The sequence below is a fragment of the Bacteroidota bacterium genome (assembly GCA_016721765.1).
GTDB lineage: Bacteria > Bacteroidota > Bacteroidia > UBA4408 > UBA4408 > UBA4408.
This window is the reverse complement of sequence record JADKHO010000001.1, coordinates 1,464,304-1,477,402: the sequence shown is the minus strand read 5'-3', so window position 1 is coordinate 1,477,402 and position 13,099 is coordinate 1,464,304. Positions and strand designations below refer to the sequence as shown.

Annotated in this window: 8 protein-coding genes; 3 read left to right on the top strand and 5 right to left on the bottom strand. The window is 35.1% G+C overall.

Annotation, left to right across the window (positions count from 1 at the left end; genetic code table 11):
* Positions 1-56 precede the first annotated feature (56 nt).
* Both IPP32_05180 and IPP32_05175 read right to left on the bottom strand, forming a co-directional pair.
* Positions 57-500: a 6-carboxytetrahydropterin synthase gene (locus IPP32_05180; protein MBL0047476.1), complete on the bottom strand. Its 444-nt coding sequence runs from the start codon at positions 498-500 to the stop codon at positions 57-59.
* 175 nt (positions 501-675) lie between these two features.
* Positions 676-1,950 (bottom strand): T9SS type A sorting domain-containing protein, encoded by a 1,275-nt coding sequence (locus IPP32_05175; GenBank protein MBL0047475.1) that lies wholly within the window; start codon positions 1,948-1,950, stop codon positions 676-678.
* A gap of 106 nt (positions 1,951-2,056) precedes the next feature.
* Between IPP32_05175 and IPP32_05170 the strand changes: the two genes are divergently transcribed.
* Together IPP32_05170 and IPP32_05165 are read left to right on the top strand one after the other, a co-directional pair.
* Entirely contained in the window at positions 2,057-2,722 is a 666-nt protein-coding gene (locus IPP32_05170; GenBank protein ID MBL0047474.1) for a 2-C-methyl-D-erythritol 4-phosphate cytidylyltransferase, read from the top strand.
* A 209-nt stretch (positions 2,723-2,931) separates the two neighbouring features.
* A complete protein-coding gene (locus IPP32_05165) occupies positions 2,932-3,762 on the top strand; it encodes a T9SS type A sorting domain-containing protein (protein ID MBL0047473.1) in 831 nt (276 codons plus the stop codon).
* 268 nt (positions 3,763-4,030) lie between these two features.
* Here the strand turns inward: IPP32_05165 and IPP32_05160 are convergent, their stop codons facing one another.
* The 3 genes from IPP32_05160 to IPP32_05150 all read right to left on the bottom strand — a co-directional run bounded on the left by IPP32_05160 (position 4,031) and on the right by IPP32_05150 (position 8,679).
* On the bottom strand, positions 4,031-4,969 hold the full coding sequence (locus tag IPP32_05160) for an alpha/beta hydrolase (protein MBL0047472.1): 939 nt from the start codon (positions 4,967-4,969) through the stop codon (positions 4,031-4,033).
* 61 nt (positions 4,970-5,030) lie between these two features.
* Complete coding sequence (locus IPP32_05155; GenBank protein MBL0047471.1) at positions 5,031-5,726, bottom strand: helix-turn-helix transcriptional regulator; 696 nt, start codon at positions 5,724-5,726, stop codon at positions 5,031-5,033.
* Positions 5,727-5,934: 208 nt separating this feature from the next.
* Positions 5,935-8,679, bottom strand: a complete 2,745-nt coding sequence (locus tag IPP32_05150; GenBank protein MBL0047470.1) for a leucine-rich repeat domain-containing protein — start codon at positions 8,677-8,679, stop codon at positions 5,935-5,937.
* A 416-nt stretch (positions 8,680-9,095) separates the two neighbouring features.
* Between IPP32_05150 and IPP32_05145 the strand changes: the two genes are divergently transcribed.
* Positions 9,096-13,097: a hypothetical protein gene (locus tag IPP32_05145; GenBank protein ID MBL0047469.1), complete on the top strand. Its 4,002-nt coding sequence runs from the start codon at positions 9,096-9,098 to the stop codon at positions 13,095-13,097.
* Positions 13,098-13,099: the final 2 nt, after the last annotated feature.

The window sequence follows — 13,099 nt, the reverse complement described above, 5'->3', positions numbered from 1 at the left end:
AGCGAGCGATTGCGTGTTTTGTGTAAAAACAATAATAGGTTCCTTTATACAAATTTTTAATTGTCGTCGGCAAACCACTCTGCGTATGAACTTGGTGTTTCTTGAAGGAGCAGGTGATGCAATGTGATGTGCTCCGGCAACTGGCCTTTGATGCGGTGTGCAATATCCAACAACAAATTTTCGCAAGTAGGCTGATAAGGCAATAACACCAATTTTTGAAACAATAAATTATTAAGAGAAAGGTCTTTATGTGGTGAATTTGCATTCAACGCAGTAGCATGGTCGAGCTCATCCACTATGGGCTTTACGATATTTTTTAGGTCTTTAAAGTCCATAATCATTCCCAATTTAGGGTGATTGGGATTTGAAATAACCTTGCCCTTTACTGTTACGTGAAGACGATACGAATGACCATGCACATTTTTGCACGGTCCGTCATACCCATACAGGGCATGTGCCATTTCAAAATAAAATCGTTTGGTAATTCGAATGTATCCCATGATGTAATTTATTTCAGAGCAGGCAAAGTAAGATAGAAAATGCAGTTAAAAGAATGATATGTGTCAGTCTGATAGCCGCTTTTTGATGAAAGCTGCAGTCCTGCTGACCACCCCCTGCCCCCGCCGGCGGGGGATAGTAATGGGTGGACAAAACTTTTTGAAAAAATTTAGCGCTTTATTCTATTACTAGTTTACCGGTAGCTATGGAATGTCTATCGGTGCTTATTTGATAAAAATAAATTCCGCTTTTAATTCCGCTTCGGTTAAAGACGATACTTCCTTTGCTTTCGGAATTCAACACTGCCACTTCATTTCCAAGCATGTCCATTATTTTAACTGTTGTAGCATCTGCCATTGGAAAAGTGATGATGGCTTTATCTTTCACAGGATTGGGTGAAATGGAAACACTTTTTTTAGCATCAATATTGGAAATACCAACAGTACCTACCCATAAATTTAAAACGGCAGTATCAGCACAGGCTCCATTGGACTCAATTAACGTAATGCTACCCGCTCCTGAAGATCCCCAAAGGATAGTAACTCCACTGGTATTTTGCCCGGCAGAAACAGCTCCATTGGTTACCAACCAATTGTAAGAACTCCCCACATGCGTGCTCACTGCATAATTGGTGCTTGTTCCAGGTGCAACGGATGAAGGTCCAGAAATTGCGCTAGATACTACAGCTGTGTTAAATGGAACAGCATTATCCCACACGCCTCCAGTTATTGTACCCAAATTGTTGCCGCTGCCTAAATCAGCTGTGGTGCTTCCACTTCCTTCGTTAAATCTCCAATATCCGCGTAATCTACTTTGGCCGGCGGGGTTAATTTGATCGTTCAAATTTGCAACTAATTCGGATGCGCTTAATGCGCGCTCCCAAATGCGTACTTCATCAATATATCCATTAAAGAAACGGGTTTGAGATGCACCTTGATTATCGGCCAAACGGCCTACACGGGTAATGTATTGCGCATTTTTATCAATTGTACCGGAATAGGCCAAAGAACCAACTTGAACGCCGTTTACAAAGCATTTTATGGTAGTGCCGTCAAAGGTACCGGCCACATGCGACCAGGTGTTTAAAGGCAATGCAGCTGCAGGTGAAACAGCTTCTTTCCAGCTATTGGAAACGCCTGCAAAACTTTTTCCGGCAATGTTAAAAGATAATATTCCATTTCCGCCACATCGCAGCACAAATCCACCTTCGCCGGCACTCCAGCCATCCTTGCTAACAATCGTATTTTGAAAGGAACTCACTGCAAACACACTTGGTTTAATCCAAGCTTCAACAGTAATAGCTGAATCGGGAGCTAAATTAGCGGCAGTACCTAAGTCAATTACGGTGGATGTTCCATCAAATTTTATTGACTTAGTGTTGGGAGTACATGGTTGAGCAAAAAGGGTAGTGCTTGCCAATGCAATAATTATAAGTGTAGCTATTTTTTTCATACTAATCGATTTTAATTTTTGAATTTCAAATATAATAAAACTTAGAAATATTTTATTGGCTAAGAATATAATTTCCATTTGTAGCTTTACCTTCCAATTTTACAACATGAAAAAGTTTGCCGTAATTGTTGCCGGTGGGAGCGGAACTCGCATGAAATCAGTAATACCAAAGCAATTTATGCTCTTAGCAGGTACGCCGGTATTGATGCATACCTTGCAAAAGTTTCACGATTTTGATGCAACTATTGAACTAATTGTGGTTTTGCCGAAAGTGCAATTGGACGAGTGGCAAGTACTTTGTTCGGTGCATTCTTTTCGAATCCCGCACCGCACTGCTGTCGGCGGAGAAACGCGTTTTCATTCGGTTCAAAAAGGATTGGAATGTATTGAGGAGGCAGGAATAGTAGCCATCCACGATGGAGTTCGACCTTTGGTAAATAAGTCTACTTTATTAAGTGCTTATAGCGGCGCGCTTGCGCATGGAAATGCTGTACCAAGTATTCCGCTGAGTGATTCCATTCGGAAAATAATTGGAACTAAAAATGAAGCTCAGGTGCGGGAACATTTCCGGATGATTCAGACACCACAGTGTTTTCAAGTGGATGTGATAAAAAAAGCTTACTCCCTCCCCTTTCAGGCATCGTTTACTGATTGTGCATCGGTGTTGGAAGCTGCCGGTGGTGCAATTAATTTGGTGGAAGGGAATGTGGAGAATATTAAAATTACGAATCCGGCGGATTTGATTTTTGCGGAACAGTTGATTACTAAGTAAAAGTCAATCTCTTAATTTAGGATGGCATTATATTTTGCATATTTTATCTTGATTTTTTTTATTTGATTAAGTTGATTGAATATTGGGAATCTATGCTAGGCTTTCCTTTCAATGGGGGTTTTCTTACTTTTTGCTTGATCAAAAAGTAAGAAAAAAATCAAGGCTGATGAGTAATTGACTAAAATTTTAATTAATTTTTTACTCATGTTGTGTTTAATTTCAAAGGTATTCGTGGTATCTATAAATTAGCTTATTGGGGGTATAACCAAACTTGTTATTATACCTCTGCAGACTCTATTGACCTTAACTGTACAATAAAAACCTCTCAAACAAACATACCTTGTTATGGAAACCAGAACGGTAAAATCATTGTTACTGCCACTGGCTTTCCCCCGTTTACCTATTACTATGATGGCATAGTAAGCTTATTGAATCAAAAAAATAATTTTGCAGCAGGGACTCATGCAGTTAAAGTTATGGATGCAATGGGAGGCATTGATTCCCTGATTGTAACTAATACTTCTCCTTCTCCCATCCTTAGCAGTCATCAAATTCAAAATACTTTTTGCGTTGCCTGTGCTAATGGAAGTATAACAATAAACGCAGGCGGTGGAGTTCCTCCCTACACATATACACGCTTTCCCCTTTATGGAACAATTGATGCAAACACTATTTCAAATTTACCATCCTGTATTTTATACGTTTGTGTAGCCGATTCTAATAATTGTTCAATATGTATACATGATACTATTCTGGAGAATCCATTATCAATACTAGGCAAGGATAGAGAATTACTTGATGTGGAGGTTTTTCCAAATCTCTTTTCTGAATATACCATGATTTATGTTGATCAAAAAATTGTAAATGCAAAATCAACTTTTGTTTTAACCGATGCTTTGGGAAAAATGGTAAAGGAACTTTCAATAGACAAAACTGAAACAATTTTTTTAAGAAAGGATTTAGCTGTCGGAACCTATTTTTATAAGATAATAAGTAACGGTGAATTCGTGAAGACTGGATTGCTCGTTGTTGAAAATTAAAATTAAATCACCCAGATCTGAGCTTAGATTATAAAAGAAAAGGGACTAAACGTAAATAGGAATGATTCCGTAAAATCTAAATTCCACAATGCGAATAGGAATCTAGAGCGAGGAACAGGATGAGAAGAAAAAAAAGCAGAAAGAGAACGATCGCTCTTCGCTCTCTTTCTCTTTCTGCTTTTGTGGAGTCTACCGACCGAATGTCGAACCGGCAGATTCATGATCTACAAACTTTACTTGACTTAGGTTTATATTCTGATTTTTGAATTTAATCAGCCTTAGCAGATAAGAATTCTGCAATCGCTTTAGCATGTTGCAAAGGCTGATCAAGCCAGGGTAAGTGGCCGCTATTTGCAAACAGTTTCAAATTTGCAACCGGAAACGCTGTTGTAAATTTTTGTGCTACCGCATCACCTCCGAATGGATCATCTGTTCCCCAAAGGACAAGTGTTTCATTTCGTATACCTTTTAATTTTTCATTCGAGATAATAAATGAGGGCGCTATTTTTCCTTTACCGCCCGTGTATACAGCTCCTGAATAAGCAAAGTCATTAATTATGGTTCGCGTAGAATTCGCAAGCGTAACATACCACTCGAAATAATTTTGAGTTATTTTATTATTGTTGACAGAATAGCTGTGTCCTATCTGTTTCAGTATTGATTTGGTCATAAAAACACTGGAGGGCAAACGCGGAATCATCCACAACATCAGCTTGCTGTCCATCATCTTCATAGAGGGGACTAGTAACATGTCTTCAATGAATCCGGGGCAGCCTTCATGTATCATCTTCATAACTCTTTCAGGCTTATGCAGTGCAAATAATAAAGTCCAGTCGCTCCCGTTCGAACTTCCAAGCAGGTTCACAGACCTCAATTTGAAATAATCGAGTACCGCCTCAATGGTATTTACTACAATCTTTGTATGCGTTTCTGTACCCAGATTTTTATAGCTGATCTCATCACTCAGTCCACAACCCGGCCGGTCAAGGAGCAGGCATCTGAAATTTTTCAACTCGCTTACGAGGGGTAACCAGGTGAGCCCTGCATTTGGATTACCATGAATGCAAAGCAAAGCCGGACCCGATCCCATTTCGAGCACCCTCACTTTTTTGCCTGTTTCTGATATTGAAATAAAATGCTCATTAGTTGTTAGCCCGTAACTGCTAATGAATTCCATTTCCTTTTGTTGATACCTGTTTTTGTTCATACTTTTTTCAGGCAAATATATTGAAGCGTAAGACCGGTAAAATTGTATAAATGCGACAAGCCTATGCCGGTCGTGAAGAAATCAGTTCCGCTCCTGCAATCTTACCTGAAAAGTATTGGTTGGGGCGCAGCCCGTAAAACTGCTTGAAATCACGGATAAAATGTGACTGATCAAAATAACCACAGTTGTATGCGATATCGCTGAGCTTTTCTTCGGCTTGGAGTAAACTCTTTTTAAAACGTGCGATGCGCGAAAATAATATAGGCGACATCCCAGTGCTGGTCTTGAACCTCCGTTCGAATTGCCTGGGAGAAAGGTGCAAAGACGAAGCAAGCACAGCCAGGTTTGCACACCATGGGTTTTCCTCAAGAAGGCTGGCACTTGTCAAAAATGTATCGTCTTTATTCAAAAGACTTTGTTGTTGCAAAACAAAGTCTGATAAAAGTTGTATCCGCTCACCCGTGTCTACTGCATTCGCGATCTTTCCGTCAATTTCTTTACCCCGCTTTCCAAATATTTCCTGAGGATCCTGACATTTATTATTAAAAAGATAGCCAGGTATTCCTGTAAGGCGGTAAAGCGCTCCTGGTTGAAAGACTATACCGATCATACCTACCCCGCCATCAATATGAAAATGACGGGTTGTCGAAGATTGTCCAATAAGGACAGAAGAAGCATTTCCCTTAAAGCTGAAGATTAGTTCAGGACAGGTATCTGCTGTGCCGACATATTCAAATAAAGCGTTCGTTTCGAGCACCCAGAACCACTTTACTAAATGGTTAATCTCGAGGGGGCTTGTGATACGTCTAAAATACATAATACAAACATAATAATATAAAAAAAACAAAAGCCCAACTTTTCAGTTGAGCTTCAATTGTGGAGTCTACCGACCGAATGTCGAACCAAAGCCATCAAGACATTGAAATGCTTCTTAGTTTGAAGAAAACCAATTTTGATTAATTCAACTATTGAATAACAATTTTCTTATTCAAAAACCGCTTGCCCTCCTCCTCCATTCTCAAAACATAAACACCCTTTGGTTGATTTGATAAATCAATTAAAGCGGCTTTGTTTTTTTGCAGTTGCATCTGATAAACCACTTCGCCCAGCACGTTGGATATTTTTAGATTAGCATCCTTCACACTTTTGCTTGAAACAGTAAACATTCCATTGCCGGGATTGGGATAAATGCTTATTTCGTTTTCTTGCAATTCGTTTATAGAGTTGGGCAAGACAAAAGAGTTGATGGTAGTATTGGTGGCAACAGCCGGATTAAAATCAAAGAAAATATGAGCAGTGTTTTTGATATGTGTTCCGTTAAGCTGATTGGACAATGGTTTTATGCGGTATTGAAAATAACCATGTGACGCAGCCTCGTTTGAAGTGCTATCGGCAAGATTTATATTTTCAAAATTTGCCGTAAGAATATTTCTTGCTATTGAAATTTCACAGGCATGGCTGTAACTTAATAATTCAAAGGTGTTCAAATCTAAATTAGCTGCTAGCGTGTCGATAACTTTTATATTAAATGCCTGCGCCGTTCCGGTATTCTGGAAATTTACTTTGTAGGTAAAGTAATTGTTGTAGCCAGGAAGCACAGTTATTGGATAGCTTTCCTTTGTGTTAGGATCATAGGAGTTTCTTACAGCATAACACAAATGCATTGTATTGTTAGATGTATTTGCTTCTGCTCCTGAAGAAGGTGTTATGCTAGCGCTTATACAAACAGAATCACCAATAACTGCATTCGTGCTGGTGTTCAGTAAAACTGCAAAGGCTGTGGAATTATTTATCGTTCCAAAATCAGGGATATAATAAGTAAGTGTATTTCCTGAAACAACAGGAACCAAAGCCCCCGCTTCCGGACCCACATAAGCAACAGGGCCACCAATTGTAATCATAACAGTTCCTCCAATTCCCGAAGAGCAGTTCAAATTATTCCATTGCGAAGCATCTCCTGCATTTATATTCAGGATATGCTGTTGACCTGGAAAAACCCAATTAGTGTTAGTGATTGAATGAACATTTAAATCAATTCCTGATTTGCAAATCACATCAAAATTAATTGTATCGCCAAATGAAGTGATAATTGTGGTGTCGATACCTGGTTGTGCACATTGAAAAGTGTAAAATCCTGTTGTATCCAAAACTACTTTATAACTTCCAATGGGAACATTAAACTGATAAAAACCGGATGCTTTATTATAGATTTGTTGAACCAACACATTCGTGCTATCATAAAGTTTTAAAAGCACATTAGCAACCGGGCTATCCCATGAATCATAGAAACAATTAGAGTCTGTGTCTTTAAATATATACCCCTTGATTGGCTCAACCCCAGAGCAATTTGAAGAAAACACAGTAAAGGTATCAACCATATTTGAAAAATGATTGCGCATAAAGTTTACGCTATCCACTTCAATACATGACAGGTTTGGGTTATTGGTTGTTCTAAAATTAAATAATCCAATATTGTGTCCATTTTTAATTTTTAAATTACTTAGGTTATTATTATCACAATGGAAGGTACTTAGAGCTCTATTGAATGACAGGTCAAGACTTGTTAGTTGATTATGTTCGCAATACAAAGTTGTGATTGCAGTATCAGTTGACAAATCTAAACTTGTAATTTGATTGTAACTGCAAACCAGGGTAGTAAGAGCACTATTGACGTTTAAATCCAGACTGTCCAGTTGGTTCTGACTGCAAAACAATTTCGTAATTGCAATATTAGTTGACAAATCTAAACTTGTCAGTTGGTTATGTGCGCACTCCAAGTTATCGATTAAAGTGTTGTCTGATAGGTTTAGATCAGTTAAATGGTTGGAGAAACAATTCAAATACACTAATGCGGTATTGGCAGACAAGTCCAAATTTGATATTTGATTGACAGCACAAGAAATGTATGTAATTGCAGTGTTAGCAGACAAATCTAAATTTAATAACGAGTTGCCATCACAAAACAATTGTGTCAGGAATGTATTGGAAGACAAATCCAAACTGGTGAGGTGATTATGGTCGCAAAACAATTGTGTTATGGCTATATTAGTTGATACATTCAAAACCGTGAGCAGGTTTCTACTACAACTTAAATGGGTAATGGAATTATTGGCTGACAAATCCAAACTTGTCAGTTGATTATGGCCACAATGTAATTCAGCAATTGCAGAATTGTTAGACATATCTATACTTGTAAGTTGATTGTGTCCACAATTCAAAACTGTAATAGCTGTATTGGCAGACAAATCCAAACTTGTAAGTTGATTGTGACCACAATTCAAAACTGTAATAGCAGTATTAGCAGACAAATCCAAACTTGTGAGTTGATTGGAATCACAATACAATTCAACTATCGAAGCACTTGCTGGCAAATACAAACTAGTTAGCTGATTATAGCTACAATACAATTTTGTAAGGGTCGTATTGACAGACAAATCTAAACTTGTCAACATATTGAAGCTGCAATCCAAATAACTCAATTGCGTAAAAGCCTCAATTCCTGTTAAATCGTTAATCCCTGCAGAGCCAATTTCTAAAATACCTGCAAAAGCCACTGCTTCTGAAAGTTGAATCTCAGTATCACCGTTTGTATTAATTGCTGAATTGTTTACCAAGACAGATTTAAAAATACTATCTGGAATTAAAACATTTTGAGCTGAAACCATCTGAGTAAATAAAAAAAGCAGAAGAGTCCCTAATTTTTTCATCATGATAATCATGTGTTCAACAAAGTAACAAAAAAACTGACAAAGTTGAAGCCCCCCTTACCCGTAAAGCGCTGCTTCGTTCGTTTTTTAATTGGTAGCGCTATGCTTGGCATCATTGCACCTCTATTTTTATAGGGCTGTCAGCATTGACTCAACTTCAACTCAAAGGCTTCTTTTCAATGCTTGTTTCTATCGGATTGTTAAGTATATAATCTACTTTTGGACCTATCATTTCATTGCTGTTTAATATATCAGTTTTACATTAACTTATTATATTCATTAAATATATTCATTATTCTTAAATTGTAGATATTTAAACATATGACCACCTACATCCTTCATTTGGGAGAATCTGAAAATGAGTTGAGATTTCTTAACAATTGTAATTCATTAATAAATTTGCAAGGACTTCAAACATTATGAGTACATATATCCTACCAACTTTAATAAAGTATAAAGATTTTGATGAATTAAAGAATGACAAGCTTTCTGAAGACTTTGAATACCCAGTTTATGATAAAAACAAACTCTTCTCAATAGACGATTTTTTTAATGATAGTAAAAGATACTTTGTTCTTGGAGAGCCAGGCGTAGGGAAATCTAGATTATTAAAGGCAATCCAAGTAAAAGGGCGTAAGCGTAAAATTGCCGCTTTAGTTGTTGACCTCCCCCAAATTAATCATACTAAAATTTCAGAAATTGTTTCGCAATTTATTAAGAAAGAATCTCTGAAAGACAAGTTTGTCGCAAAAGAAGGTTGCACAATCTATTTCGATGCGCTTGATGAAGTTAATTCAGATAAATTCGAGGAAACGCTAAACTCAATCCTTCGCTTAGGAGAAACTAAAAAAGATTTGAGACTTGTTGTAGCATGCCGAAGTCACTATCTCAAAAAAATCTTGGATTTAAACAATCGAAGTAAACACTTTAGTTTTATTCTAATCAAACCATTTTCCGATATACAAATCAATAACTATCTCCAACAAAACATAAAGAATGTTTCGGGGACGAAACTTAATTCTCTTTATAAATTAACGACCTACAATAGGAATAGCAGTGTTATTAGAATAGCTAGGTATCTCGAAGTAATTATTTCACTTGCATATAAAACCGATTTTTTTTCAGGAATAAAACATTTAAAACGAACTGATTTGTTTGAAATGTTCATATATAAAAAATTAGAGGAAAAATCGATAAAGCAATCAAGAGCTGAAATAACAAAACGTGTTACTGAAAAATTAGCACTCATTATGGAAATTTTTCAAGTAAATTCCATTTCCAGAGATGATTTATTGACTTTTCTAGATGAAGCAAATTCCAATATTAACCTTATATTTTTAAATGATCTTGATCTTAAGGATTTTATAAAAAGGGTATTGAAAGAAAAGGATTTTAATGAAATTGCTTTTGATAATACCGAGTTTCAGGAATATCTTGCCGCTAAGGAATTGCTTAGACTAGGAAATAAAACCCAGGTTCTTTATGATTTGATTATAGAGCCTAATTTCAAACACATTTATACGAACTGGTTTGATGTGCTCAAGTATGTTATTGAGATTGATGGAAAGCAATTATTAACAATTATCGACTATCTATTTCAATCAACAGATAGATTAATTGCAGATGAGCTGTTTTCTTTATTTGCTGTTGCTGATATAACTCAATTTAGCAATGTTGAGAAGTCTAAAATATTTGAAACAACATTCAACTATTTCCAAGAGAATAATATCTATTTAAGTTCTAAAGCTTATTCCTTGCCTGAATATTATACTCCTATTAACAACGATTTACTTCAAAGTATTACTTTTAGTGATGAAGAAAGGATACGTACATCAAATAAGCTCTTTTTAATCGCAGAGGGTATCAAAAGCAAAAGATATGAAAAGTCAACAGATTTAATAATAACTATAAAAAAAGGGTTCCCATATTTATTCAGAAATTATAATAGAAATACTGATACAGTAATCTCCTGCCTTATTATTTTGGGTCAAGATAAAACTCTAAAGGATATTAAAGCAGTCAAAAAATATTTCACTCGCAAAGGTGAGCAAGCTTTTAAATTATATGCGCTTTACACTTTAATTGCCAACCCTGATAATGACTTTTCTGTTGAAATCATTATTGAAGGAATTAAAAGTAAAAATGAGGATTCGGTCAATTGGTTAAATAGGCTAAATGAGCCAAAAATTATCAACCTATTTTTAAAGAAATTAGTTCAAAATGATGAGTTATTAATTAACCTAATTTCAATTCGAGATTACGGGTACACCAATGCGACCATTATGCCTATTTTTAGGAGGATAAAAGATAATTGGAATCCGGAATTTCTTCAAATTCTTAGAGTTGTGTTTAAGTCATTAATAAAAAACTGCCATTATTATGATCTTAATAGATCTTCTTTTTTTATAAACCTCTTAAAAACTCTTTTGGGAAAAAATAATCAAGATCTAAAAGCGTTCTTTGACTTAAAGTTAATTAGTTTTTATTATGCTTTTATCCCTGAAATTGCAACTGTTCTTACTGTTAAGAATTTAAGTTCCTTTAGAGGTTTAACACAACAACCGTTGGGCAATAATCTATTTGCTTCAATTTTGGCGAAAGTACAAGTTATAAATCCTAAAACTTATACTTCCATATTAAATGGAATAAGACAAATTTATCCTGACTTTTACAAGGATTTCCAGAAAAAAACAAAAGATATTACTCAAGAATCAGATGCGAGTGAATTCGTGCTTAAAGAATTCCGTAATGAAATGGGAAATGATTTATTTAAAGCCTGCTTTTATTTTATTAATAATGATGAAATTTTGTTTAACCGTGCAAATTCAAAAGATCTGAATAGGCTGAGAAAATATATTCTTAAATGCTTTTCAAAATCTGACCTTTCGAAGGTTAAAATAAAAATTGACTATGTATCTGACAAACAGTATTTGATAGAAAACGGATATTTTGTTCATTATCCTAAATTGCTGAAAGCGGCATTACTGCTCGGAATGAAAAATGACATTTTAATATTTCGCAATTTTTTTATCTCATTAATACCCATTTTGTATGATAAAGATGATGATTTTAATTTTCTTAATAATATTAAAGATGCATTCGGTAGTATAACTGATGCAGAATATAATGTAATATCAGATCAATACTTAAAAAGAGAAGATGACCTTTTGAGGCTCGTTCCTGGAAATTTAATTGAGTTTATTAAAGAAAACAAAAGGGTGGAGATGTTGCCCATTGCTAAGTCGTTTCTTAAAAAAATAATTGATCCTCGAATTGATATCAATGTAAAACAGCAATCTCTAATCTGTATAGCTGAGTTAGAAAATAATTCTCAATATCTTGAATTGATATTCGATAAATCAATAGATGATTTAAATAACTACTCGTTAGCTGAAATTGCTAACGAATATTTAATAGCAAAGTATTCCAATCATAAAGCTTTTAATTGGCGAATGGAAGAAATTAAAAAAAGAAAATTTCCATTAATTCGAAATTATCTTTCCAATGGTCCAAGGCCTTACCCAGAAAAGGAGCAAGAATTGGATAGAATGACTTTTGCCAAGTGTATTATGGAAAAAAGCGAATTAACTTTTAAGGATGCTATTAATGATTTGCTTGATTTTTCATTTCAAATTAGAAATGAGGAGAAATATTTCGAATACAGTCATTATTTGCAGAAAATAGTTTACAATTATTATTTAGGGCTGAAACGATTAAAAGATATATCTGTTTTGAAATCACTAACAGATTATATTTCCAAATCAAATCGAAGTCAAAAAAATTCCTTCAGGCAGAATTTAAGAAACCTCGAAATCGAATACTCAAATGATTTTCTTAAACCTCGAAGCTTCTTGGATTCAATCAAAAAATACAATGAAATTAAATCCAAAAATTATTTGCCTGTTTATAATGAAAATGATTTATTAAATCTTCTAAAAGCTTCTATCCAAGAAGACATAGTGAACTTCATTCAGCATGAAGGTTACTTTGATCCATTTAATAAGCCAACTAATAAAATAACAGATTTTAATGAAGATTTTGTACAAAAAGCACTAAAGATTCAAATTGAAAATTCGCTTCTAAAAAGAGGATTAAGAAAAAGCGATATTTATAGAGAGCCGCAAACTGCTAGTAATCTTAGACCAGATTTTATTATCTCCTATAGTTTTATCGGACCAATTGTTCTTGAGCTGAAATTTATAACCAATGAGCAAATAAAAAACGAATCTAAAAGAATTAAGTATAAGAAAACTCTTGAAAACTCCTATCGCAAAGGATTTAACTGCAAATATGGGATATATTGTATTTTAATTAAGTCCCATAAAGACAACAAAAGTCTACTGCGGGAGAAAATAATTAACGATTATAAGGAATTGAAACACTGGCATATTCACTTTTTAGAGTGTTATAAACTTAATTAAGA

Bases quoted from the DNA above. Each gene is read 5' to 3' on its own strand.
- IPP32_05180 (MBL0047476.1), bottom strand. From the start codon at position 500: ATGGGATACATTCGAATTACCAAACGATTTTATTTTGAAATGGCACAT.
- IPP32_05175 (MBL0047475.1), bottom strand. From the start codon at position 1,950: ATGAAAAAAATAGCTACACTTATAATTATTGCATTGGCAAGCACTACC.
- IPP32_05170 (MBL0047474.1), top strand. From the start codon at position 2,057: ATGAAAAAGTTTGCCGTAATTGTTGCCGGTGGGAGCGGAACTCGCATG.
- IPP32_05160 (MBL0047472.1), bottom strand. From the start codon at position 4,969: ATGAACAAAAACAGGTATCAACAAAAGGAAATGGAATTCATTAGCAGT.
- IPP32_05150 (MBL0047470.1), bottom strand. From the start codon at position 8,679: ATGATGAAAAAATTAGGGACTCTTCTGCTTTTTTTATTTACTCAGATG.
- IPP32_05145 (MBL0047469.1), top strand. From the start codon at position 9,096: ATGAGTACATATATCCTACCAACTTTAATAAAGTATAAAGATTTTGAT.